This window comes from Arthrobacter sp. B0316-5-4 (genome assembly GCF_059090325.1).
Map to the genome: position 1 here is coordinate 550402 of NZ_JBNHFN010000004.1, position 23113 is coordinate 573514.

A 23113-nucleotide genomic window follows, 5' to 3' on the forward strand; every position below is an offset into this window, starting at 1 on the left:
ATCAATGGCTACTGGAGCGCCATAGTCTGACGGCTAGCTAAAATCCTTGTGGGCGGCGGCTTCCAGTTACTTCCCCAGTCCTGCCCGGCGCAGCGCCTCGGCCATTGCCGTGTTGGCGGGAGCGGACGGTGCCTGCTGGGGCTTGCCCTGACGCTGCCCACCCTGCTGCGGGCGGCCCTGGTTACCGCGGCGATCGCCCTGACCTCCAGCTCGTTGACCGGGTTGGCCGCCGCGCTGCCCCTGCTGTCCCCCAGGACGCTGGCCATCACCCGAAGCACGCCCACCTGAGGTGCGGCCGCCCCCGGTGCCGGGTTCGTCGTCGAGCCTCAACGTCAATGAGATGCGCTTGCGCTCGGGATCAGCCTCAAGGACCTTGACCCGGACAACCTGGCCGGACTTCACGATCTCGCGCGGATCCGACACGAACTTGTTGGACAGGGCCGAGACGTGGACCAAACCGTCCTGGTGCACTCCCACGTCCACGAACGCGCCAAAAGCGGCAACATTGGTGACAGTGCCTTCCAGGATCATGCCGGGCTTGAGGTCGGAGATCTTCTCGATGCCTTCAGAGAACGATGCCGCCTTGAACGCGGGACGGGGATCGCGGCCCGGCTTCTCCAGCTCGGACATGATGTCCTTGACCGTGGGAAGGCCGAACGTGCCATCAACAAAGGCCTGCGGGTCCAATGCCGTGGCAGGTCCGCCACCGGCAGAGACCAGGATCTTACGGGCTACGGAGTACGCCTCGGGGTGGACGCTGGAGGCGTCCAGAGGCTCCGCTCCCCCAGTGATTCGGAGGAATCCTGCGCACTGTTCGAAGGCCTTCGCGCCCAGGCGCGGCACCTTTTTGAGGTCGCTTCGCTTGGCGAACGGGCCATTCTCGTTCCTGTAAGCCACGATGTTCTCGCTGAGCAGCGGCCCGACGCCGGCCACCCGGCTGAGCAGCGCAGGCGAAGCAGTGTTCACATCCACGCCCACAGCGTTCACGCAGTCCTCAACCACGGCATCCAATGAACGGTCCAGCTTCGCGGCGGTGACGTCGTGCTGGTACTGCCCCACACCGATGGACTTCGGCTCAATCTTGACCAGTTCCGCCAGCGGATCCTGCAGGCGTCGCGCAATGGACACAGCACCTCGGAGCGACACATCCATCCCCGGAAGCTCAGAAGCTGCGAGCGCGGACGCGGAGTACACCGAGGCTCCGGCCTCAGACACCACGAGCTTCTGGATACCCTTGGACCCGGCGGCCTCAAGGGACTTGATGAGTTCAGTTGCCAGCTTGTCTGTCTCGCGGGAAGCCGTTCCGTTGCCGATCGCGACCAATTCCACGTTGTACTGTTTGGCGAGCCGGCCGAGGGTGGCCAGTGCTTCATCCCACTTCTTTGCGGGTGCGTGCGGGTAGATGGTGTCGGTGGTGACCACCTTGCCGGTTCCGTCTACCACCGCGACCTTTACTCCGGTCCGCAAACCTGGGTCCAAGCCCAGCGTTGCGCGGTTTCCGGCCGGTGCGGCGAGCAGGACATCGCGCAGGTTGGCAGCGAAGACGCGCACGGCTTCATCTTCCGCGTCAGCGAACATGCGACCACGAAGGTCCGTGGTGAGCCGATCCAGGATGCGTCCGCGCCAGGCGAGCTGCGCGGTCTGCGTCAGCCAGGTATCGGCGGGCCTGCCCTGGTTGGAAACCCCCAGGCACTTAGCCACAGCGTTCTCGTACCGGCCGCGGGCGGCGGCCAGGGCGTCGTCGTCGGCGGGGTCCGCTTCGGCGAGGTCCAGCTCCAGGACGCCGTCCTTCTCACCACGCAGCAAAGCGAGGACGCGGTGCGACGGCATCCCCGACGGCACCTGGGTGAACTCGAAGTAGTCCTTGAACTTCTGGCCTTCAGCCTCCATTCCCTTCTTGACGCGGGAGACCATGCGGCCTTGCTTCCAGAGCCGTTCGCGGAGGTCCTCAGCCAAGTCCGCATCCTGCCCGACGCGCTCTACCAGGATGGCCCGCGCACCCGCGAGCGCAGTGGTGGCGTCGTCGATGGATTGCTCTGCGTTCAGGTATTTGGCGGCTTCGGTGGTGGGTTCCAGCTGCGGGTTGGCCAGCAGCACATCGGCGAGCGGTTCCAGCCCGGCCTCGCGGGCGATCTGGGCTTTGGTCCGGCGCTTGGATTTGAAGGGAAGGTAAATATCCTCCAGCCGCGCCTTTGTATCGGCACCGACGACGGCGGCTTCCAGTTCCGGGGTCAGCTTGCCTTGGGCGGCAATCGCCTCGAGGACGGACTTGCGCCGTTCTTCCAGCTCCCGCAGGTACCTGAGGCGTTCTTCAAGGTCGCGGAGCTGGGTGTCGTCGAGCGTCCCGGTGGCTTCCTTACGGTAGCGGGCGATAAACGGAACGGTGGATCCGGCGTCGAGCAGTTCCACGGCGGCCTTGACCTGCCAGGCCTTGACGCCGAGTTCTTCGGCGATCTGGGCGTGGATAGCGGAGTCGGCTGACTGGTGTTGGAGATTTGAAGTCACCATGACAGTTTGCCTCACCCGGCCGACAGTTTCAGGTCCGGCTTCCTGCAGGGCCTATCCCTGCGGCCCTGTTAGTGGTGTAGTTGGAGCAAAAGACGGGCCGCGAGGCGTTCCTCGGAAGGAGTGCCTCGCGGCGGCTGGGGTTGGTGGCAGGCTGCCAGTGATAGGGCCGGCCTAGTGGGCCATGTGCTCCTTGGCGGAGATGTGCTCCACCATTTCACCGAGGCGATCTTCTGCGTAGTGGTGGCGGGCGATGTCGCCCTGGCTGATGATGCCAACCAGCTTGTGGTCGCTGATGACGGGCAGGCGGCGCACCTGGTGCTCTTCCATCATGGCAATGGCGTCATCGACGTTGGCATCTGCGTCAACCCAGTAGGGCTTTCCTGTGGCGAGGTCGCCGGCACGGACTTCCCGGGCGTCCTTGCCCTCAGCCAAGCACTTGACCACAATGTCGCGGTCGGTGATGAAGCCTGTGAGCTTGCCGTCGTGGCCGCAGATGGGAAGTGAGCCGCAGTCCAGGTCCCTCATCAGCATGGCGGCATCCTGAAGAGTTTTGTCCTCTTCGATGCACTGGCAGTCCGTTGACATGAATTCACGTACGACACTCATGGATCCTCCTTCATCGATTGGATTACCGACGCGGGGCCTTTGGGGATGAGTCTTTCGGCTCAGCGCCGATGAGGCCTAGCCTACGCTCGATTCGCCTATTCAGCGATGTCCTCAGCCCACAGTTCCGGGTGCCTTTCCTGGAAGGTCCGCATCATGTCGACACACCGGGAATCATCCAAAACCACCACTTCCACGCCGCGTGAACGGAGGAGATCGAACTCGCCGGGAAAGGTCTCCGCTTCGCCCACTACAACGCGTGGAATCTTGAACTGGATGATGGTCCCGGTGCACATCGCACACGGCGCCAACGTGGTGTAAAGCGTGGTGTCACGGTAGCTTTTCTGGCGTCCGGCGGCGCGCAGTGCGGACATCTCCCCGTGCGCGATCGGGTCGCCATGCTGCACGCGTTCGTTGTGGCCACTTGCGATGACAACACCGTTGCGGGCCAAGGCAGCTCCGATGGGGATCCCGCCCTCGCTGAGACTCTTCTGCGCGGCCTGGAACGCGGCTTCAAAAGCGGCGTCTGCGGTGCGGGCTGTTTCAGTCATGGGTGAAGTCTAAATTGCCCGCACACTAAATTGTCGGGGCCCGCTGATAGCTTGGCTGCAAGGGTTTAAACCATGGCACGGAAGGAAGGTGGGTTGCGGTGTTCTTTCTCGATTCCGAGACCGCAGGCGCCCCGCAGGACCTGGTCTTCTCCGCCAGCGACCTCGTCATCGCTGCCACATGCGAGTACCAGTTGCTCCGGAAACTCGATGAAAAGCTGGGCCGGACCCCCAAACCGGACTTCCCGCCAGACGCCATGCTCGAGCGCACCGCACAGCTGGGAGACGTCCATGAGCACAGGGTGCTGGATGACTTCGTGGCTGAGTTTGGGCACTGGGATCCGACGACAGGAAAAGGCGTTTACGACGTCGTTCCCGCCGACGCGATGGACCGCACCACCCTTTCGGCCAAGCACGCGGAATCCATCGACGCCCTGAAATCCGGCGCGGATGTCGTGTTCCAGGCCGCCTTTTTCGACGGCCAGTTCCATGGCCGCTCTGATTTTCTGGTGAAGCGTCCCGGTGGCATGTACGCAGTCTTTGACACCAAGCTGGCCCGCCATACCAAGGTCACTGCCCTCCTGCAATTGGCCGCCTACGGAGATCAGATGCTGAAGGCCGGCATCACGCCTGACCCTACGATCACCCTGGTCCTGGGCAACCGTGTCCACAGCGACCACCCTTTGTCGCAGGTCCTCCCGGTATTCAGGGAACGCCGCGAACGATTCCTTGGCATGACCGCTGCGCACAGGGCTGATGATGGTCCGGTTGCCTGGGGCGATCCCCGCTACTCCGCATGCGGCCGCTGCGATTACTGCGCCGAACAGGTCCAGCTCCACCGGGACCTCCTGATGGTGGCAGGGATGCGCATCAGCCGGCGGAAGAAGCTGATCGAGGCCGGGATCACCACCATCGACCAACTGGCAGCAATGCCGGCTACGGGTGACTCCACGTTGCTGCGGCTCCGGGAGCAAGCCCAGCTGCAAACCGGAACGGGCACACCTGACGGAACCGTCAAATACACGGACAAGGCCGGCGAAGCCAAGTCGGTGAGTTACACCGTGCTTCCCGACAACACGTTGGGCAGGCTCCCCGTGCCGGACCCGGGCGATATCTTCTTTGACTTCGAGGGCGATCCTCTCTGGCAGGACCCGATCACCGGCAAATGGGGCCTTGAGTACCTGTTCGGCATCATCGAGAACCCTGCAGAACCCGGGGCCGCACCAGTGTTCCGGCCTTTCTGGGCCCACTCGCGTGCCGAAGAAGGCCACGCATTCGTGGATTTCCTGGACTACGTGGCCAAACGCCGCGCGCAGTATCCCGGCATGCACATCTACCACTACGCTGCCTACGAAAAGACGGCCCTCAGGAACCTTTCCCTGACACACGTGGTGGGCGAATCCGCCGTCGACGATCTCCTGCGCGAGGGCGTCCTGGTGGACCTTTACGACACCGTGCGCCACAGCATCCGGGTCTCCGAAAACTCGTACAGCATCAAGAAGCTTGAGCCTCTCTACATGGGCCAGCACCTGCGCTCCGGTGACGTCACCGACGCTGGCGCCTCCGTGGTTGCCTACGCGGACTTCTGCACGGCGCGGGATACTGGTGAGGCTGAGGCTGCGGCAGCAATCCTCGAGGGCATCCGGGACTACAACGAATATGACTGCCTCTCAACCCTGGAGCTGCGCAACTGGTTGCTGGAGCGGGCGGCCGAGCGCTCCGTTGAACCGGGCAGTTTGGTTGATGTTGTGGCCAGTTCGTCGGAGGACGCCGCGCCGAAGTACGAGGCCGCTGCTGAGGAAACCGCCTTGTTCGAGTACCTGTCGGGGCTGCCGGAAGATCAGGCTGCCACTGCGGATGCCCGCGCCATTGGCATCGTCGCAGCTGGGGTGGGCTACCACCGCCGTGAGGACAAACAGCACTGGTGGGCGCACTTCGACCGTTTGGAAAAGCCAACGTCGCAGTGGCCAGACGAGCGCGACCTCTTCGTGGTGGATCACGCTGAACTGCTCCAGGACTGGGCCAAGCCGACCCCTCGGAGCAACCCGGCACGGACGGTGAAGCTCTATGGCCGCTCGGGGGACGGAGCAGGGCTCGAGGCCGGCAAGAAGTACTTCAGAATGTATGGGTCGCCGCTTCCGGACGCCTTGCGGGGGAAGGAATCGGCCGTGCTGGGCCGGGCCGGCTGGAACGGGACCTCGGTCGCCGAGGTTGGCGAGGACCAGGACTTCGAAACGGTCACCATCACCGAAAGCCTTCGCAAGGACTCCACTGCGTTCAGCCAAGTCCCCATGGCGCTGACTCCGGATCCGCCCATTGCCACCAATGGGCAGCGGGCAGCCCTCGCCGCGCTGGCAACGCAGCTCAAGGACGCCCTTCCGGACTGGCCACAGGACCCGGCACTGGACCTGGTGCGGAGAAGGCCGCCCAAGCTACGGAGCCTGGAGGCCCTGCCTGGTGTGGAGCCCGGGCCTAATGGATACATCGACGCCATCACTGCGGCCGTTACCGACCTGGACGATTCCTACCTGGCCGTCCAGGGTCCTCCGGGGAGTGGCAAGACCCACGTCGGTGCCCACGTCTTGGCGCGGCTCATAGCCAAAGGCTGGAAGGTGGGCGTTGTGGCGCAGTCGCACGCCGTGGTGGAGAACATGCTGTGCGCCGCCGTGGAGAAAGCAGGGGTAGATCCGCAGCGGGTTGCCAAGGAAGTCAAGCACGATAACCCCGTGCCGTGGATGCACTGCGGAAAGGGCAACGTCGAGGGCTTGCTCGACAAGCCGGGAGGTGCCCTGATCGGCGGGACCGCCTGGACCATGGTTGGCAAGGAAGTCCCCGCCGGTTCCTTGGATTTGCTGGTCATCGACGAAGCCGGCCAATTCTCGCTGGCCAACACCATGGCAGTGAGTCGTGCAGCCAAACGGCTCCTGCTCCTGGGCGATCCGCAGCAGCTGCCCCAGGTCACGCAGGGCAAACATCCGGAACCCGTAGATGAGTCGGCACTTGGCTGGCTCTCCGATGGCTACAACACCTTGCCGCCGGAACTGGGCTATTTCCTGGCCCTGTCCTGGCGCATGCATCCCGAACTCTGCAGCGCAGTTTCAGAGCTCTCGTACGACAACCGGCTCGAGGCAGCGCCTGCCGCCAAGGAACGCCACCTGGAAGGGGCGAGTCCCGGGATCTCCTGCGTCTATGTCCCGCACTCCGGGAACTCGAGCAACTCGCCCGAAGAAGCCGCCGAAGTGGTCAGGCAGGTCCAAGCCCATCTGGGACTGGAATGGCTGGACCCCTCGCAGGCCCTGGATCCCAAACCCCTCCAGGAATCCGACATCCTGGTGGTCGCGGCCTACAACGCCCAAGTCCAGCTCATCAAGCATGAGCTCCGGGCCGCAGGCCTTCTCAGCGTGCGGGTCGGGACAGTGGACAAGTTCCAAGGGCAGGAAGCACCGGTGGTCATCGTGTCCATGGCCGCCTCGGCAGCCGCTGAGGTTCCCCGGGGCATGGAGTTCCTGCTCCTGCGCAACCGGATCAACGTGGCGGTGTCGCGCGGTCAGTGGCGTGCCGTCGTCGTGCGTTCGCCCGAACTGACAAACTACCTCCCGACGCATCCGGAGGGACTGGAGAACCTGGGCGGCTTCGTGGCCCTCTGCCAACGGAGTGTTGGCTCAGCGGATGGCCCTAAACAGGCCCGTTAAGGACCTCGGCCGTACTGAAGCTCAACGCTTCGTCCAGCACCAGGCCGAAATTCGCGGCGTCGTGCGCAAAACGGCCCAGGAACAACCCCGACACGCCTGAGAGCTGCGGCAGCAGCCCTGGCTTGGCCGACCCCCCATAAATGATGGGCAAATCAACCACGCCGCGCTGGGCCAGGGAAAAGCGCAAGGACTCCACCACCCGCGAGACGTAGACAGCCGACGCCGGCTCAGGAGCACCGATGGCCCACACCGGCTCGTAAGCAATAATGAGCCCGGAAGCGACGGACCAGTCACCGGATACGGCTGCCTCGATCTGCCGAAACACCAACTCCGCAGCAGCTTCTGGCGTGCTGAGCTGAGGCTCCCCCACGCACAGCAGCGGCGTGAGGTCGGCATCGATGGCGGCCCTGACCTTGAGGGCCACCACACGGTCGTCTTCGGCAAAGTGGCGTCGCCGTTCAGCGTGGCCGATCTCGACGAGCCCAACACCGAGCTCGGCCAGCATCGAAGGAGAAACTTCCCCCGTCCATGGCCCGTCAGCCCATCCACAGTTCTGCGCGCCGAGCAGGAGGGGAGAATCCGCCATCGCCGCGGCTGCGGCGGGCAACACAGGAAACGACGGGATCACGAACGGGACCACCCGCCCGGCCGCAAGGGCCGGGCGGGCGTCCACTTCAGCCACCAACTGCTCCAACCATGCCAGGGACTGTGCGTAGCCCATGTACATCTTGGTGCTGACTCCTACGTAAAGGACGTCAGGCGAGGATGGGGAGGCAGCTTGGCGCATGTTTACTTGTCCAGCAGTTCGTCGGCTTTGTTGGTGAAGGCGCGGGTACCGAACATCATCAGTGCCGCCACGAATGGCAGGACACCCAAGGCGTAGACACCCATGGTTCCCGTGTCGGAAGCCGTGACCTGGTTGACGGTGGTGCGCAGGATCGGAGCCACGAATCCGCCCAGGTTTCCGAGCGAGTTGATCAGCCCGATGCCCGCAGCGGCGGCAGTTCCGGCGAGGAACGCCGTCGGATATGACCAGCAAATGGGACCGGTGGACAGGAAGCTGCACACCGCCAAGGTGATGAAGATGATGCCGATGGCCGGCATGTGGTTGGCACCGGCCCAGGCGGAGCCGAAGATGCAGAGACCCGTGGAGATAAACAGCGCGGTGCCCCAACGGCGTCGGCGGGCAACAGTGTTGGCCGCTTTGCCAATGAAATAGCAGGCAAAGATGCCGAAGAACCACGGGATGGCTGCCATGAGCCCGACGGCGAGGCCCACCTTTTGGCCGGTCAGCTGCGCTACCTGCTGCGGCAGGTAGAACGTCACCCCATAGACGGCCACCTGCAGGCAGAAGTAGATGACGGTGAAGTACCAGACCCTGCCGTTGCGCATGGACGCCAGGACGCCCCGGGGGCCGGACTCTTCCTTGACCGTGTCTTCCATGGCCATGACATCGGACAGCGCCTTCTTCTCCTCTTTCGAGAGGAACTTGGCGTCCTGCGGGCTGTTGATAAGGAAGAAGTAGGCGGCCACACCGGCCAGGACAGCGAGCATGCCTTCAACGAAGAACATGACCTGCCAGCCTGCGACGCCCGGAACCTGGTCCCCGATGTTGATGAGCCAACCGGACAGCGGCGCACCCATCATCTGCGAGAACGGCTGGGCCAGGTAGAAGATGGCAAACATCTTCACACGGACCTTGTTGGGGAACCACGCCGCGAGGAACATGATGACGCCGGGGAACAGGCCAGCTTCGGTGACGCCCAGCAGGAAGCGAAGGATGATGAAGGACGTCTCGCCCTGCACGAACGCGAAGCAGGCTGACACGATGCCCCACGTGATCGCAATACGTGCGAGCCACACTTTGGCACCGAACTTGGTGAGCAGCAGGTTGCTGGGGATTTCAAACAGCGCGTACCCGATGAAGAAGATGCCGGCGCCCAGGGCGTAGGCCCCTGCCGTGATGCCCTTGTCCATTTCCAGCGCGGCTTCGGCGAAGCCAACGTTGGTGCGGTCCAGGAAAGCCACGACGTACAGGATGACGAGCATCGGCATGAGCCGCCGGGATGCTTTGGAGATCGCCGATTTGAGGACCGGCGTATCCAGCAACTCCTTAGTGGAATTGGTGGTTACTGACATTGAAACTCCTCTTTGAGTGACAGCAATTAGATGGGTGCGGCGCTATCAGCGCGGGAAGAAAATGAGCACCATGCCCACTGCGCAGGCGAGAATGCCCACGGCAAGGTAGATCTTGCGTTCTCTGGTCCAGGTCCGCATGGCTGTCCTAGTGCATGTACAGTCCGCCATCCACATTCAGCGTCTGGCCGGAAATGTATCCGGAGTCCTCGCTGATGAGGAAGGCGATGGCGGCTGCGATGTCCCGGGTGGAGCCCACGCGGTTCACTACGAGGTCCTTGGTGAGTTCGTCCTTGCGCTCCTGGCTCAGCGTGCCGCCCATAATGTCGGTGTCGATGGGGCCGGGACAGATGGCGTTGACGGTGATGTCGTACTCGCCGAGTTCGCGGGCTGTTGCCCGGGTCAGGCCGATGACGCCGGCCTTGGCTACCGAGTACGGGGTCTTGGAGAAAGTGCCGCCGCCGCGCTGCGCGGAAACGGAGGAGATATTCACGATCCGGCCGATCCGGTTCTTGACCATGGATTCGGCCACGCGACGGGCGGCGTAGTGGACTCCGTTGAGGTTGATGTTGAGGACCCGGTCCCACTCGGCTGCTTCGAGTTCGAGGTAACCGATGGGCGAGCTGACGCCGGCAACGTTGGCCAGGGCGACGATCTGGGGCAGTTCAGCTTCGAGTTCGTCTATGGCCGCGCGGACTTCGGCTTCGCTGGCCACGTTCGCGCCCACGCCGTGGGCCTGCACGCCGAATTCCGCGGCGATTTCCTTGGCGGCCAGCTTGCAGGCAGCGTCGTCAAGGTCGATGATGCCGATGTTCCAGCCTTGGGCTGCCAGGTAGTTGACGGTGGCACGGCCGATGCCGCGCTCGGACACTGCGCCGGTGACAATTGCGGTGCGTGATGCGGGGAAAGTCATGTGTCTTCTCCTGTGAAGTCTTAGTGGATGGGGGCCGGGCCGAGCTCTTCAATGAGCTTCTGCATGGCGACGTAGGCCTTGTTGCGGTAGGCGATGAGTTCCGGCGTCCGCTCGGCGGGAACGTTGAGGAAACCGGCGCCGGTCTTGGTGCCCAACTTGCCTGCCTCGACAAGGTCGGAGAGGATTTTCGGCGTCGCGAAGCGTTCCGGGAAGCCCGTTTGCAGCGACTTGTAGCAGAAGTTGTAGACATCCAAACCGGCCATGTCCGCAATCGCGAACGGACCAAAGAAGGGCAAGCGGAAGCCGAACGTCGTACGCACCAGGGTGTCGACGTCGTCCGCTGTTGCGATCCCCTGCTCAACCAGTTGAGCAGCTTCGTGGAACAGCGCGTACTGCAGCCGGTTCAGCACGAAGCCGGTGACGTCCTTGACGACGGCGGTCTGCTTGCCGGCTGCGTGGACGAGGTCGCAGGACGCGGACACCGTAGCGGCAGAGGTACCTGCGTGCGGGATGACCTCGACGCCCGGGATGAACGGTGACGGGTTGGAGAAGTGGACGCCCAGGAAACGTTCCGGGTTGGTCACGGCTTCGGCCAGGTCCGCAATGGAGATCGTGGACGTGTTCGAGCCGATCAGGGCGTCCGGCCGGGCCGCGGCACTGATCCGCGCAAGGGTTTGGTGCTTGATCTCGAGGACCTCGGGGACGGCTTCTTCGATGAAGTCGGCATCGGCCACGGCTTCTTCAATGTCCTTGGCAGCCCAGAGGTTCTGCTTGAGGATTTCCGTGGACCCGGCCGGGAAAAGCCCGTCGGCAATGAACTGCTCCGACTCCTCCAACAACCGGTCGTAGTTCTTCTGCGCCACCTCGGCGGAAACATCGGCCAGCGCCACGCGCGCTCCGCCGAGGGCCAAGACCTGGGCGATGCCGCCGCCCATGTAGCCGGAACCGACGACGGCGATCTTCCGGGCAGCGTTACTGGCCGGGCCTGCGTTTGCTTCAGAAATGGTCATGTTCAGACTGCCTTCGTGTAGTCGGGCTCATAGGAGCAGATGGCGTCCACCTTGGCGGCGGAGGATGAGGTTTCGTCGAAGCGGTGGTCGAGCCACTCTCCTACAAGCTTCTTGGCCAGTTCCAAGCCAATCACCCGCTGGCCGAGCGTCAGGACCTGTGCGTTGTTGCTGAGGACTGAGCGCTCCACGGAGTAGCTGTCGTGGGCGGTGACTGCCCGGATGCCGGGAACCTTGTTGGCCGCGATTGCCACGCCGAGTCCCGTGCCGCAAATCAGCAGTGCCCGGTCGGCTTCGCCTGCTGCCACCTTGCGGGCGGCGTCGACGGCAACGTGCGGGTAGGCCGTGGAGTCATCAAAACCCACGCCCACATCCGTCACGGACGCCACCCGCGGATCTGCTTCCAGCAACTCTTTCAAGGCGTTCTTGTACTCAACGCCGGCTTCGTCATTGCCGACGACGATGCGCCAGCCTTGGTTGTTGCTCATGCTCAGGCTCCGTTTCCGGCCGGTGCCGCTGTTGTGGCGGTGGCCAGTAGTGAATCGATGTGGCTGGAGATTCTTGTGGCAATCAGTCCGAAGGAGACCGCGCCTGGATCGGGATGGCCGAGGCTCTTTTCCGCAAGCGGACGGGCACGGCCCTTCAGCGGCCTCAGTTCAGCGGTCTTCGCGGCAGCGGACTCGGCCGCCGCTGCGGCGACTGCCAGCGCCCGGTCAACGGGGGCACCGCCGTCGAGCTCTGCCAGGAGGGTGTCCCGGAATGGCAGAAGCGCGTCCACCATGGTCTTGTCACCGGGGTCGGCCTTGCCGAGTTCGGTGATCGCCCGGACGAACGCTTTCACGGCGGCGGCCGCGTCCTCGGCACTGTACGAATCGCGGTTGCCGAGCGACTGTCCCGCGGCGATCACTGCCGATCCCCACAGCGCGCCCGACGTTCCGCCGGCCCGCTCACTCCAGGCTTCGCCGGCAGCGGTCAGAACGCGGGCAACGGACGAACCAGCTGCGGCCTCCCCCGCCGAAGCGGCAGCGTCGACACCACGGCGCATGCCGATTCCGTGGTCGCCGTCCCCTGCGATCGCGTCCAGCTTGCCGAATTCCTCTTCATGCTCGACGACGACGTCCCTCACCTGGGCGAGGATGGCCACGGCCTGCCGCCCGAGTTCGGCGGCCGCTGCGGTGGGCTGTTCGACGTCGGCCGTCTCGGCGTCGTCGACCGCGGCCTCAGCGCGGGGTGCACGCGGGGCCATGCTGCCCTTGCGGAACGCGGGAGTATCGGCGGGCGCTGCCCAATACTGTTCCAGTTCCCCGTCGAACCACAGCAGTGTCAGCGAGAGACCGGACATGTCCAGGCTGGTCACCAGCTCACCACATTCGGGTTCCACCACAGTGAGTCCCGCCGCGGTGAGGAGCTTCTCGACCTTGCCGAACAGCAGGAAAAGTTCGTCGTATTTCACGGTTCCCAGTCCGTTGACGATGGCAACGACGCGGTCACCGGCGTCCTCGGGCTTGTCGGCGAGCAGCTTTGACACCAGGAGTTCGGCAAGCTCGGATGCCGTGGGCATGGGGTGCTCGGAGATCCCGGGTTCGCCATGGATACCGAGTCCCAGTGACATCTGCCCGGAGGGCACATGAAACAGCGGATCCTTGGCACCAGGGAGCGTGCAGCCGTCGAAGGCCACGCCGAGGGAACGCGTGCGGTAGTTGGTCTTGATGGCCAAACGCTCGACGTCGTCAAGGTCCAGTCCCGCTTCGGCCGCAGCCCCTGCGATCTTGAAGACGGTGAGGTCTCCGGCGATGCCGCGGCGCTTCTCGAGTTGGTCGATCGGGGCGCTGGCAATGTCATCGGTGACTGTGACGGTGCGGGTTTCGATGCCTTCGGCATTGAGTCGCAGCTGGGCTTGGCCGAAGTGGAGGACGTCGCCGGCGTAGTTGCCGTAGCTCAGGAGGACACCGCCGCCGGCGTTGGCTGCCTTGGCTACCCGGTAAACCTGTCCCGCTGCCGGTGAAGCGAACATGTTGCCGCAGGCGGATCCTGTCGCCAGTCCCGGGCCGACCAGTCCGGCGAAGGCCGGGTAGTGTCCCGAACCGCCACCAACCACCAGGGCTACCTGGCCGGAGGGGACTTCGGTGGACCGGACCACGCCGCCGTCCACCCGGGCAACGTAGCCACGGTTGGCAGCAACAAAGCCGTCCAGGGCTTCATCGGCGAAGTCTGCCGGATTGTCGAAGATCTGTGTCATTTTCCTAGACTCCTGCCAGCTGGGTGGCTGGTTCCTGGCGTCCCTGTGCAACCTGGCTGGTGCCCAGCGCGTAACCGTCGGACTTCGGCAGGACGTGCCTGCGGAGGTAGTCCTGGTTGCTGGCGGTGACGCTCAGGCCGTCGCCGCCGTAGTGCTCGGTGCAAAGGATGCCCTGGAATCCAACGGACAGCGCGAATTTGAAAGCCTCGCGGTAGTTGATGAGTCCGCTCTCCATCGGGGCCGGCATGGTGATGTAGCTGTCGCGGGCCACGTCTTCGTCCCGGATGTAGTTCTTCATGTGCCAGTAGTTGGAGTACGGGAGGGTCTTGGCCACCATTTCGCGCCAGTCCTCAATGGGCCTGTGGAGGCGGATCAGGTTGCCGAGGTCCGGGTTGAGGCCCACATTGTCCAAAGCAATGTCCTGGACCAGCTGGACGGAGGAGTCAGCGGTGCCCAGGTACGTGTCCTCATACATTTCGAGGGAGACCAGGATGCCGGCGTCGGCCGCGTGCTTGCCCAGTTCGCGGATGCGAGAGACTGCGTTGCCCCACGCTTCCTTGTCCCCCGCGGGGTCCTTGTAGCCCTCGACGGTCCAGAACCACAGCTGTTTCTGCTGCTCCGGGGTGATGGCTTGGTGCAGGCCGAACGAGACGACTTCGCACCCGAGCTCCGCGGCGGCGTCGATGGTGCGGTGGCTGTAGGCGAGGTTGTCTGCCCAGTCCGTGTGGTGGATGACGCTGCGTCGGATGGCGGAGATGACGGGAACGCCTATGCCTACGTCGGCGGCGGTCTGCTTGAATTCCGCCAGGCGCTCCTTGCTGAGGTCGCCGGGGCGGACCCAGCTGTCGGTGAGGTCGGCGTTCGCGAAACCTGCGTCCTTGACTTCCTGGAAGACCGAGGCCCAAACCGAAGCGTCGGCGTCGTTGACCTGCGTGCCCTCGGCGTCAGTGCCGGGGAATTGCAGGAGGGCCGCTGTGATGGGCCAATTCTCGGCGGTGTACGCCATGATGATCACTCCTTCGTGGAATCCTGTTTCCTATAGGATTTACGAAGCAAGCAAAGCTGTCAACCCCTTTCGCGAAACTTCCTAGATCCTATATGTCTTACATATGCATGTGAAGGGGGTCACGCCTTGTGCTGAGTGTGCTTCGTGGGGGGCACCCTTTCCGCCCGGCGCACCCGTAACCACGGGCGCGCTCGGCGCGAAAGGGTGCGCCGCCAGCCACAAACGGGTGCCCACGGCGGAAACAGGCGCGCAGCCCGAAAGGAACGCGGACTTAGTCCTCGGGCGCGTCAGCCATCGCCCGGCCGCGCACCTTCTCCACGTGATCGACCATCATGTCCGCAGCCTTCTCAGGGTCGCCGCTCAGCATGGCGTCCAGCACGGCTTGGTGCTCGGCAATCGCCTGCTCAGCATCCGTGATGCCCACTCCCCCGAACAGCCGGAACCGTTGGATCTGGCCGCCCAGGGTGTTGTAGGCCGCCAGCAGGAACTGGTTGTTGGCCTGCGCGGCAATGAGCTGGTGGAAGCGTTCGTCGGCTTCGAGGTAGCTGCGGTACTCGGCGAATGTTCCACCGCGGGGCGCCGTTTTCAGGTCCTCCACGGCTTGTTTCAGTGCGTCCAGGCCCTCGGGTGTCATGCGCGAGCAAGCCAGGCGGGCATTGACCGGTTCAATGGAAAGCCGCGCTTCCATGAGCTCAGCGAAATCCTCGCGGGTGAAGACTGGCGCCACCCGGTAGCCCTTCAAAGCGACGCGCCGGACCATGCCCGTGTGCTCCAGCCGGGCCAAAGCCTCGCGGACAGGAGTGGGCGAAACGTCGAGCTCCCGCGCCATCCCGTCGATGCTTACCGCCGCGCCAGGCTCCAACCGGCCGTCCATGAGCCATTCCAGGAGGGCTTCGTAGACGTGGTCAGCCAGCACTTGGCGGCTGACGGGGAAGCCGGCGCGGGCGACGGAAGGATCAGGCATGCCACAAATCCTATAGGAACGCGGACGTCTGGCACGGCAGGCGCCTCCGTCACATTGCGCCGGGAGCGCGCGTTAAACCACGACGTCGGCACCCGGGTTGGGTGCCGACGTCGGGAAAAACTGCAGAGGGTGCGCTTGACGCTTAGTTCGCGTAGAACGGGTAGTCCGTGTATCCCTCGGCGCCATCAGCGTAGAAGGTGGACGCGTTCGGCTCGTTGAGCGGCAGGCTCTCGCGCCAGCGGCGGGCAAGGTCCGGGTTGGCGATGGCGGGGCGACCCACCACTACGGCATCGGCAAGGCCGTCCTCGATAATGGCCACGGCTTCCTCGCGGGTGGTGATCTCGCTGAAGCCCGTGTTCACCAGGAACGTTCCGTTGAAACGCTCGCGAAGGTCCTGGACCAGGGCGCCCTTGGGGTCATGGTGCAGGATGCTCAGGTATGCCAGGTTGAGCGGGGCGATGGTGTCCACCAAGACTTCGTACGTGGCGCGTACGTCAGCGGCATCAACCTCGGCGATGCCCTGGACGTTGTGCTCCGGAGAAATCCGGATGCCCACGCGATTGGCACCGAGGGCTTCCACTACTGCATTGACGGTCTCGATCACGAAGCGGGCGCGGTTCTCCGGGGAGCCACCGTAGCTGTCCGTGCGCACGTTCGAGTTCGGGGCGAGGAACTCGTGCAGCAGGTAACCGTTGGCAGAGTGGAGTTCGACGCCGTCGAAACCTGCCTCAATCGCGTTCCTGGAGGCGGTGACGATTTCCTGGATGACGCCCGGGAGCTCGTCCGTGCGAAGTTCGCGGGGCACCGGGTAGGCCTGCTTGCCGTTGGGCGTGCGGACTTCGCCGTCGATGGCTACGGCGCTGGGGCCGACGATCTCGACACCGCCGGTGATGTCGGCGTGTGAAACGCGTCCGCCGTGCATGATCTGGGCGAACATGTGGCCACCCTCGGCGTGCACAGCTTCGGTGACCTGCTTCCAGCCGGCGATCTGCTCTTCAGTCACCAGTCCGGGCTGGCCCGGGTAGGACTGGCCCGCGGGGGTCGGGTAGGTTCCCTCGCTGACGATCAAGCCGAGGGACGCCCGCTGGCGGTAATGCTCTGCGATCAATGAACCGGGAATGCCTTGCTCACCTGCGCGAAGGCGCGTCAAGGGCGCCATCACCAGTCGGTTGGACAGTTCAAGCTCGCCGAGGGCCAGGGGGGAAAACAGCATGCGCGGATCCTTTCAGAATGAATCAGGTTCACTCTGGGCAACTGCATGGCGTCTGCAACTATTCCGCTTGAGGCGCAGATCACACAGCCGGGCTGCCATCCCACGCCGGGCGAGCGTCCAGGAGCTCTCTCACACGAGCCAGGAAGGATTCGCTGTGGTCCTTCGCGGTTTGCTGGTCAATGGAAAAATCAACCGGAACTTCAGCGGAGTCCTCCACGGTCAGCCGACAGCCCACAGCCATGGTGTCGAGACGGTAGGTGGTCCTCTGCGACACAGGGCTTGGTGGAAGGAGTGCTTGCGTAACCGCCAATCGCCCCGGAATTTCCTCGATGACTTCGATGACTTCAATCTGACCGTTCCGGAGGAAAAAACATTGCCGCTCCCCAGGACCATCTGGAAGCCCAGGCACGGAGACAGCCTGGATCACGTTCTCGCTCAGCAGCGTCGCTGATTCCGCAGGCTTTATCAACGCCCACACAACCTCGGAAGAATGCGGATACTCAGCCGTCGTGGTGGTGGTGACGGTCTTGAATTCAGGTTTGCGCGCGATAACTTTGCGTGGCTTGGTCTTGATGCTCTGTGTCACCGCCAGGACAAAGGTCATCAAAAGACCGCCCACGACGAGTGCCAAGACGCCTATACCTCGAGGGTCTTCCCTCTGAAGCAGGACAGCGCCGAGAACACTCAATGCCACGAGTCCGGACAGCGCCAGGATGGAAATATAGGTCAAAACGGCAGTCTTCACGAGCTCAAGATTGACAGAGCCACCCGGCAATCGTCGTGAAGCCCGCCCGCGCGGCGCGCTACTCCGGCTTGATGTTCTTCAGGGCGTCGTCGAAGCACTCGCACAGGGCCAGAACCGCCACCAGGTGCGCTTCCTCGGCGTGGGGTGGATCGGTGTTGATGCAGATGGCTTCATTCACCGAGTCTGCGAGATCCTTGGACTCCTGGCCGGTGAGGGCCCAGACCCGGGCACCGCCTGACTTGGCGGCCGCAGCAGCGTCCCGCAGGTCGTCGGTGATGCCCTTCGCAGCCAGGAGGACAACGATGTCGCCGCGGCGGACCTGGTCCGTGATCTGGGCGCTGATACTGGCAGAAGCCCCATCAGATCCGCTGGCGCCTTTTGGAATGTAGATGGCTTTGAAACCGGAGCCACCCCCGGGGTCGTGGGCGGCGAGCTCCGAAGTGAACCTTTGGGCTTCATGCGATGAACCGTCGCTGCCAGCAGCGAACACGGTCCCACCGCGTCGCCGCACGCGTGCCAGTTCCTCGCCCCATTCGGCGAGCCTGGAGGACTCCCGGCGCAGGGACGCTACCGCTGGGCCGATTTCGCCCAAGTGCCCCAGAACCACATCGACGGCGTGACGGCTCGCCTTGGACCCGGCCGCACGCACCTCCTGACCTGTTCGCCTCACCACGATGCTCACTTTCCTGCCTCCGTTTCCCCGTCGAAACTATAGGTTCCGATCGCCGTCGCGCGTTGAACCCTCCCGTACCGAACCGTTGCGATCGGACCTGTCCCGGGTCAGACGCTCCCCCTCCGCCGCGTTGGTGCGATCGGTGGTGGATTCATCCGAGTGGTCCGAGCCGTTGGAACGGTCGTTGGCGTTCGGGTCCAGCTTGTCTGCGTGGCGAAGGTGCTCTTCAACGCGTCCGCGGGCCTCGTCGGCTTTCTCCGAGTGGCGTTCGGCTTCCTTGCGGAGACGGTTGGCCTCCACTTCGGCCTGCAGGGCGTTGGCTTCGGCCTGCGCGGATTCAGCCTTGGCCTGGTGGGCGCCGATCGCTTCTTCGGCGGCTTTCTCCCGCAACTCTTCAGCCCGGTGACGGTTGACTTCGGCCTTCTTCCGGCGTCCGACGACTACCGCGATCACAACAGCGGCTATAACGACGACGGCGATGACGATGATCAGCACCAGTTGTCCTGTGTCCATGTGGATTACCTCCCTGGTGTGCGGCTTTTGGGGGCGCCGCCCGTTGCCCACGCTGTACTTGCTACCGAAGACGTACCCCGGGCGGGGTACTTCCAAACGATGTACATGGCCTAGGCCGGGAGTTCCATCCTGAAACCACAGCGGCACTGGAGTACGCGGGTTTTCAGGTAAACGTCCATGAGGCCGTCGTCTGTGTCTTCGGTGGAAAGGGGTGCATACACGCTGCGGGCCGACGTCGTGGAGAACTGCATCGGTTCGCCGCAGTGGAAGTACTGTCCACCAAATTGCAGCAGTCCAGAGACGGTTCCGTTGCGGTTCAGCACGGCAGCGACTTCATGGAACGCTGCGGTGTGCGCATAGGAGGATTCGCAGGCCAGGCAGGTGTAGGACACGGAGACCAGCAGCTCGCCGGAGTGCGGCTCTATGGACTCGATTGTCTCCAGGTCCAGGTGATCGGTGGACCCGCACTTGCCGCACAGCAGCGCCTGGGCTTTGGGATGCGGCGTTGAGCCAGGAATCAACGGATTTCTCATCATCGACAATCTGATCTCTCCTTGGTCAACTCTGTCCGATAACTCTCCCTGGCAATATCGTAACTAATGATCAGCTTGCTTACTAGTTTCTAGCTGCCTGTTGCTTCAGGATGCTCCCTCGCACGTTTCTCCTCGGGCGTCTCGCCGCTTTCATCGGGGATGAAGGTGGGGTCCAACTCGGTGGTAAAGTCGCCGGTTCCGGGCCCCTTTTCGCCATGCTCGACGGCGGGAGGAACCGCGGGTCCCCCGGCGTCGGAAGGCGGAGATTGGGTTTCGTTGGCTTCATCGCTCATATCCACAATGTAGGCCCGGGCCCTGACACTGTCGAGGTCAGGCGGCCTTGTGCCGGGGTATCAACTCTGCTTCGCTGGGAAGGTCTCCTGCAGCGTGGGACAGCTCCAGCCGAACAGCAGGGAGAACCAGTTGTGAAAGCAGTGACATGGCAAGGCCGGCGCTCTGTGAGCGTCATCGACGTCCCGGATCCAACCATTCAAGAACCCACGGATGTGATTGTCCGAATCACATCCTCGGCCATCTGCGGTTCGGACTTACACCTGTACGAGGTCCTTGGCCCATACATGCATAAGGGCGATGTCATAGGCCACGAACCCATGGGAATCGTGGAAGAAGTCGGCTCGGAAGTCCATCGCCTGAAGAAGGGCGACCGCGTGGTGGTGCCCTTCAACATCTCCTGTGGGCGGTGCTACATGTGCAATCAAGGCCTGCAGTCACAGTGCGAAACCACCCAGGTCACCGCCAAGAACTCGGGAGCTGCCCTGTTCGGATACTCCGAGCTCTATGGCTCCGTGCCCGGCGGACAAGCCCAATACTTGCGGGTCCCATTCGCGGATTACGGCCCGGTCAAAATCGAATCCGATGCCCCCGACGAGCGTTACCTTTTCCTTTCGGACATCCTTCCCACCGCCTGGCAGGCAGTGGAGTACGCGAACGTCCCCGAAGGCGGCACACTCGCGGTGCTCGGACTAGGGCCGGTGGGCCAGTTTGCTGCCAGGATCGGCGTCCATAAGGGATTCAGGGTGATCGGCGTCGACCCCGTGCCAGAGCGCAGGGCCATGGCGGAACAGCACGGCGTGGAAACCATGGACTACAGCCCGGACGTCGCCGGCCAGATCCGGGAAGAAACTGTGGGACGCGGCCCGGATTCAGTGGTGGACGCCGTGGGAATGGAAGCCCATGGCTCACCCGTGGCCTCCTTCCTGCACAAGGCCGTGTCTTTGCTCCCGGACAAGCCGGCACAAGTCGCCATGGAGACCATGAGCGTCGACCGGCTTGCCGCACTGCACACCGCCATCGACACCGTCCGACGCGGCGGGACCATCTCGCTCAGCGGCGTGTATGGCGGACAGGCGGACCCCATGCCGCTGATGACCATGTTCGACAAGCAGATCCAGCTGCGGATGGGCCAATGCAACGTACGCAGTTGGACCGACCAGTTGCTCCCGCTGGTAGAAGACGACGCCGATCCGCTGGGCGTCATGCGCCTGGTCACCCATACGGGTTCCTTGGATGAGGCACCTGACCTGTACGAGAAGTTCCAGAAGAAGCAGGACGGCTGCATCAAGGTGGTCCTCAAGCCCTAGGCAGCCGGTCGTCCTGCACACCAAGGACTTTCAGGAAACACCCAGAATCGCTAGATAGCCTAGCGATTGTCAGAGTTGGATTACATCGAAGGAGGGCCCATGGGACTCGGAGACAAGATCAGCAACAAGGCACAGGAAGTCACCGGCAAGGCAAAGGAAGCCTTGGGCGACGCCACCAATAACGAGAAACTGCAGGCAGAAGGAGCCGCTGACCAGGCGGCCGCCAAGACCAAGCAGGCCGGAGAGAACGTCAAGGACGCCGCCAAGGACGTCTTCGACAAGTAATCCGCAAGCAGTAAACCACACAGCACAACGCCCCGGCTCCCTCCAAGGGAACCGGGGCGTTCGTGTCACCCCAACTGGGTGGCCAAGGGCACCTATTTTTGGGCTGGGAGGACCAACTCGCCCGACTTGTCCGTGGACAAGGCGAGGGACGAAATGTACTGGGGTTCGCCGTCGGGCCCGTCCTGAGCGGAGCGAAGCATGTCCGGGCGCTCGAACTCGAGGCCGGTGACGTGGCAAAGGAGCTTCGCGTCGCTCGGGTTACCGTCGGCGTCGAACATGGGCAGGTCGATCCCGTCATCGGCGCGCCGGAGGTAGTAGCGTCCCTTGGTCGCGAAAGCCAGGACCGGCGGCAAAACCAAGGCCAAGCCCACCGCAAAAATGGGTGAGAACGGCTGGACTGCCGGCCCGAACGCCCCGAAGAACACAGCGATCGACACTCCGGCGGAGACCAGCATGGATACGAAGCCCACCGGGTTCACCGCGTAGAGCATCCCGCGGCGGAACTCGGGAACCTTGGGTGAAATCTTCAGCAAGTACTTGTTGATGGCGATGTCCGAGGCCACAGTGACCACCCAGGCCATGGCGCAGTTGGCATAGAAGCCCAGGATGGTGTTCAGGAACTCGAACATGTTGGACTCCATGAGGATCAGCGCGATCACCAGGTTCACCACCACGAAGACCATGCGGCCCGGGTAGGTTTTGGTGATGCGGGTGAAGGAGTTGGTCCAGGCCAACGAGCCGGAGTACGCGTTGGTGACGTTGATCTTGATCTGCGAAATCACGACGAGCACTACGGCCAAGGTCATCGCCAACCAGGCTGGCATCATCTCTTCGTAGACGCCCAGGAACTGGTGGACGGGTTCGTTTGCGTGGACTGCTGCTGCGGGGTCGAGCTTGGCGATGAGGTAGATCGCAATGAACAGGCCAATGATCTGCTTGATGGCTCCGAAGATCACCCAACCCGGTCCGGCCAGGATCACGGCACGCCACCAGGCGCCCTTGTTTTCCGCGGTCTTGGGCGGCATGAAGCGGAGGTAGTCGATCTGCTCGGCAATCTGGGCCATCAGGGACAGGCAGACACCGGCAGCCAGCATCACGGAGGCCAGGTTGGGCCCGCCCTCGCCCGAAGCGCCGGTGAAGGCGAAGAACGCATCGATGCTTTCCGGGTGGGACAGGAGCAGGTAGCCCACGGGAACAACCATGAGCAGCAGCCACAAGGGCGTGGTCCACACCTGCAGGGTGGCGAGCGTCTTCATCCCGTAGATCACCAGCGGAATGATGATGATGGTGGACACCGCGTAGCCGATCCACTGCGGGATGCCCAGGCCCAACTGCAGGCCCTGGGCCATGATGGAGCCTTCCAGGGCGAAGAAGATGAAAGTGAACGTGGCAAAGATGATGTTGGTGACCACGGAGCCGTAGTAGCCGAATCCTGAGCCTCGGGTAATGAGGTCAAGGTCGATGTTGTACCGGGCGGCGTAGTAGGCCAGCGGGAATCCCGTGGCGAAGATGATCACGGCCGCCACGATGATGCCGAAGATCGCATTCACCGTTCCGTAGGCGATGCCGATGTTCGCGCCGATCGAGAAGTCGGCCAGGTAGGCGATGCCGCCCAAAGCACTGGTGGCTACGACGCCGGCGCTCCACTTCCGGTAGGAGCGCGGGGCGAACCGGAGCGTGTAATCCTCCAGGCTCTCCTTCGCAGCACTCAATGCGTCGGCGTTGCCTTGCTGCGGCGTGCCGGCGGTGCCGATTCCGACGGCGGTGCCTGCCGCCGTCGTCGGCTCCAATATTGCGGTACTCGTCTTGTCGTCACTCATGCGTGGTCGCTTTCGTCCGGGGAGGGTGCCTCGCCCACGACGCTAGTAATGCAGCGCGTCAATTCCGTCACGTGCGTGTTTCGCATCTGTAACTTCTGCATCAGCGGCCACGCG

At 63.5% G+C, this 23113-nt stretch carries 21 protein-coding genes; 3 read left to right on the forward strand and 18 right to left on the reverse strand.

Going from position 1 to position 23113, the window contains the following annotated elements; translation table 11 throughout:
- Nucleotides 1-66: 66 nt before the first annotated feature.
- From AC5RU9_RS14530 to AC5RU9_RS14540, 3 genes are all read right to left on the reverse strand, one after another.
- Nucleotides 67-2508 (reverse strand): Tex family protein, encoded by a 2442-nt coding sequence (locus tag AC5RU9_RS14530; RefSeq protein ID WP_494016990.1) that lies wholly within the window; start codon nucleotides 2506-2508, stop codon nucleotides 67-69.
- Nucleotides 2509-2679: 171 nt separating this feature from the next.
- On the reverse strand, nucleotides 2680-3114 hold the full coding sequence (locus tag AC5RU9_RS14535) for a CBS domain-containing protein (RefSeq protein WP_211712958.1): 435 nt from the start codon (nucleotides 3112-3114) through the stop codon (nucleotides 2680-2682).
- Nucleotides 3115-3209: 95 nt separating this feature from the next.
- Nucleotides 3210-3662 carry a nucleoside deaminase gene (locus tag AC5RU9_RS14540; RefSeq protein ID WP_494016991.1) on the reverse strand — a complete coding sequence of 151 codons (453 nt, stop codon included), beginning with the start codon at nucleotides 3660-3662 and terminating at the stop codon, nucleotides 3210-3212.
- A 98-nt stretch (nucleotides 3663-3760) separates the two neighbouring features.
- On the opposite strand from AC5RU9_RS14540, the gene AC5RU9_RS14545 reads away from it, so the two are divergent.
- On the forward strand, nucleotides 3761-7351 hold the full coding sequence (locus AC5RU9_RS14545; RefSeq protein ID WP_494016992.1) for a TM0106 family RecB-like putative nuclease: 3591 nt from the start codon (nucleotides 3761-3763) through the stop codon (nucleotides 7349-7351).
- Here AC5RU9_RS14545 and AC5RU9_RS14550 read toward each other — a convergent pair.
- From AC5RU9_RS14550 to AC5RU9_RS14615, 14 genes are all read right to left on the reverse strand, one after another.
- Nucleotides 7335-8138, reverse strand: coding sequence for a triose-phosphate isomerase family protein (locus tag AC5RU9_RS14550; RefSeq protein WP_494016993.1), 804 nt, complete (start codon nucleotides 8136-8138; stop codon nucleotides 7335-7337). The genes AC5RU9_RS14545 and AC5RU9_RS14550 overlap by 17 nt on opposite strands.
- A gap of 2 nt (nucleotides 8139-8140) precedes the next feature.
- Nucleotides 8141-9490 carry an MFS transporter gene (locus tag AC5RU9_RS14555; protein WP_494016994.1) on the reverse strand — a complete coding sequence of 450 codons (1350 nt, stop codon included), beginning with the start codon at nucleotides 9488-9490 and terminating at the stop codon, nucleotides 8141-8143.
- Nucleotides 9491-9635: 145 nt separating this feature from the next.
- Nucleotides 9636-10400 (reverse strand): SDR family NAD(P)-dependent oxidoreductase, encoded by a 765-nt coding sequence (locus AC5RU9_RS14560; RefSeq protein ID WP_494016995.1) that lies wholly within the window; start codon nucleotides 10398-10400, stop codon nucleotides 9636-9638.
- 20 nt (nucleotides 10401-10420) lie between these two features.
- Nucleotides 10421-11410 carry a 3-hydroxyacyl-CoA dehydrogenase family protein gene (locus AC5RU9_RS14565; RefSeq protein WP_211712952.1) on the reverse strand — a complete coding sequence of 330 codons (990 nt, stop codon included), beginning with the start codon at nucleotides 11408-11410 and terminating at the stop codon, nucleotides 10421-10423.
- A gap of 2 nt (nucleotides 11411-11412) precedes the next feature.
- Nucleotides 11413-11895 (reverse strand): ribose-5-phosphate isomerase, encoded by a 483-nt coding sequence (locus AC5RU9_RS14570; protein WP_211712951.1) that lies wholly within the window; start codon nucleotides 11893-11895, stop codon nucleotides 11413-11415.
- 2 nt (nucleotides 11896-11897) lie between these two features.
- The gene (gene dhaL / locus AC5RU9_RS14575; RefSeq protein WP_494016996.1) at nucleotides 11898-13646 is read right to left on the reverse strand and encodes a dihydroxyacetone kinase subunit DhaL; all 1749 of its coding nucleotides are present in this window, start codon (nucleotides 13644-13646) and stop codon (nucleotides 11898-11900) included.
- 4 nt (nucleotides 13647-13650) lie between these two features.
- Nucleotides 13651-14652, reverse strand: a complete 1002-nt coding sequence (locus AC5RU9_RS14580) for a sugar phosphate isomerase/epimerase family protein (RefSeq protein WP_494016997.1) — start codon at nucleotides 14650-14652, stop codon at nucleotides 13651-13653.
- A gap of 271 nt (nucleotides 14653-14923) precedes the next feature.
- The gene (locus tag AC5RU9_RS14585; RefSeq protein WP_494016998.1) at nucleotides 14924-15616 is read right to left on the reverse strand and encodes a GntR family transcriptional regulator; all 693 of its coding nucleotides are present in this window, start codon (nucleotides 15614-15616) and stop codon (nucleotides 14924-14926) included.
- A gap of 142 nt (nucleotides 15617-15758) precedes the next feature.
- Nucleotides 15759-16829 (reverse strand): alkene reductase, encoded by a 1071-nt coding sequence (locus AC5RU9_RS14590; protein WP_494016999.1) that lies wholly within the window; start codon nucleotides 16827-16829, stop codon nucleotides 15759-15761.
- Nucleotides 16830-16908: 79 nt separating this feature from the next.
- The gene (locus tag AC5RU9_RS14595; RefSeq protein ID WP_494017000.1) at nucleotides 16909-17559 is read right to left on the reverse strand and encodes a hypothetical protein; all 651 of its coding nucleotides are present in this window, start codon (nucleotides 17557-17559) and stop codon (nucleotides 16909-16911) included.
- A 73-nt stretch (nucleotides 17560-17632) separates the two neighbouring features.
- A complete protein-coding gene (locus AC5RU9_RS14600) occupies nucleotides 17633-18256 on the reverse strand; it encodes an SIS domain-containing protein (RefSeq protein ID WP_307843811.1) in 624 nt (207 codons plus the stop codon).
- Between the two features lie 27 nt (nucleotides 18257-18283).
- The gene (locus AC5RU9_RS14605) at nucleotides 18284-18760 is read right to left on the reverse strand and encodes a hypothetical protein (protein WP_494017001.1); all 477 of its coding nucleotides are present in this window, start codon (nucleotides 18758-18760) and stop codon (nucleotides 18284-18286) included.
- Nucleotides 18761-18870: 110 nt separating this feature from the next.
- Nucleotides 18871-19296, reverse strand: coding sequence for a hypothetical protein (locus AC5RU9_RS14610; protein ID WP_494017139.1), 426 nt, complete (start codon nucleotides 19294-19296; stop codon nucleotides 18871-18873).
- Between the two features lie 86 nt (nucleotides 19297-19382).
- Complete coding sequence (locus tag AC5RU9_RS14615; protein WP_494017002.1) at nucleotides 19383-19586, reverse strand: hypothetical protein; 204 nt, start codon at nucleotides 19584-19586, stop codon at nucleotides 19383-19385.
- 132 nt (nucleotides 19587-19718) lie between these two features.
- On the opposite strand from AC5RU9_RS14615, the gene AC5RU9_RS14620 reads away from it, so the two are divergent.
- The gene (locus AC5RU9_RS14620) at nucleotides 19719-20894 is read left to right on the forward strand and encodes a zinc-dependent alcohol dehydrogenase (protein WP_211712942.1); all 1176 of its coding nucleotides are present in this window, start codon (nucleotides 19719-19721) and stop codon (nucleotides 20892-20894) included.
- A gap of 99 nt (nucleotides 20895-20993) precedes the next feature.
- Nucleotides 20994-21179: a CsbD family protein gene (locus AC5RU9_RS14625; RefSeq protein ID WP_211712941.1), complete on the forward strand. Its 186-nt coding sequence runs from the start codon at nucleotides 20994-20996 to the stop codon at nucleotides 21177-21179.
- 92 nt (nucleotides 21180-21271) lie between these two features.
- Here the strand turns inward: AC5RU9_RS14625 and AC5RU9_RS14630 are convergent, their stop codons facing one another.
- Nucleotides 21272-22999 carry a purine-cytosine permease family protein gene (locus AC5RU9_RS14630; protein WP_494017003.1) on the reverse strand — a complete coding sequence of 576 codons (1728 nt, stop codon included), beginning with the start codon at nucleotides 22997-22999 and terminating at the stop codon, nucleotides 21272-21274.
- Nucleotides 23000-23113: the final 114 nt, after the last annotated feature.

Bases quoted from the DNA above. Each gene is read 5' to 3' on its own strand.
- AC5RU9_RS14530 (WP_494016990.1), bottom strand. From the start codon at position 2,508: ATGGTGACTTCAAATCTCCAACACCAGTCAGCCGACTCCGCTATCCAC.
- AC5RU9_RS14535 (WP_211712958.1), bottom strand. From the start codon at position 3,114: ATGAGTGTCGTACGTGAATTCATGTCAACGGACTGCCAGTGCATCGAA.
- AC5RU9_RS14540 (WP_494016991.1), bottom strand. From the start codon at position 3,662: ATGACTGAAACAGCCCGCACCGCAGACGCCGCTTTTGAAGCCGCGTTC.
- AC5RU9_RS14550 (WP_494016993.1), bottom strand. From the start codon at position 8,138: ATGCGCCAAGCTGCCTCCCCATCCTCGCCTGACGTCCTTTACGTAGGA.
- AC5RU9_RS14555 (WP_494016994.1), bottom strand. From the start codon at position 9,490: ATGTCAGTAACCACCAATTCCACTAAGGAGTTGCTGGATACGCCGGTC.
- AC5RU9_RS14560 (WP_494016995.1), bottom strand. From the start codon at position 10,400: ATGACTTTCCCCGCATCACGCACCGCAATTGTCACCGGCGCAGTGTCC.
- AC5RU9_RS14565 (WP_211712952.1), bottom strand. From the start codon at position 11,410: ATGACCATTTCTGAAGCAAACGCAGGCCCGGCCAGTAACGCTGCCCGG.
- AC5RU9_RS14570 (WP_211712951.1), bottom strand. From the start codon at position 11,895: ATGAGCAACAACCAAGGCTGGCGCATCGTCGTCGGCAATGACGAAGCC.
- dhaL (WP_494016996.1), bottom strand. From the start codon at position 13,646: ATGACACAGATCTTCGACAATCCGGCAGACTTCGCCGATGAAGCCCTG.
- AC5RU9_RS14580 (WP_494016997.1), bottom strand. From the start codon at position 14,652: ATGGCGTACACCGCCGAGAATTGGCCCATCACAGCGGCCCTCCTGCAA.
- AC5RU9_RS14585 (WP_494016998.1), bottom strand. From the start codon at position 15,616: ATGCCTGATCCTTCCGTCGCCCGCGCCGGCTTCCCCGTCAGCCGCCAA.
- AC5RU9_RS14590 (WP_494016999.1), bottom strand. From the start codon at position 16,829: ATGCTGTTTTCCCCCCTGGCCCTCGGCGAGCTTGAACTGTCCAACCGA.
- AC5RU9_RS14605 (WP_494017001.1), bottom strand. From the start codon at position 18,760: ATGGACACAGGACAACTGGTGCTGATCATCGTCATCGCCGTCGTCGTT.
- AC5RU9_RS14610 (WP_494017139.1), bottom strand. From the start codon at position 19,296: ATGATGAGAAATCCGTTGATTCCTGGCTCAACGCCGCATCCCAAAGCC.
- AC5RU9_RS14615 (WP_494017002.1), bottom strand. From the start codon at position 19,586: ATGAGCGATGAAGCCAACGAAACCCAATCTCCGCCTTCCGACGCCGGG.
- AC5RU9_RS14625 (WP_211712941.1), top strand. From the start codon at position 20,994: ATGGGACTCGGAGACAAGATCAGCAACAAGGCACAGGAAGTCACCGGC.
- AC5RU9_RS14630 (WP_494017003.1), bottom strand. From the start codon at position 22,999: ATGAGTGACGACAAGACGAGTACCGCAATATTGGAGCCGACGACGGCG.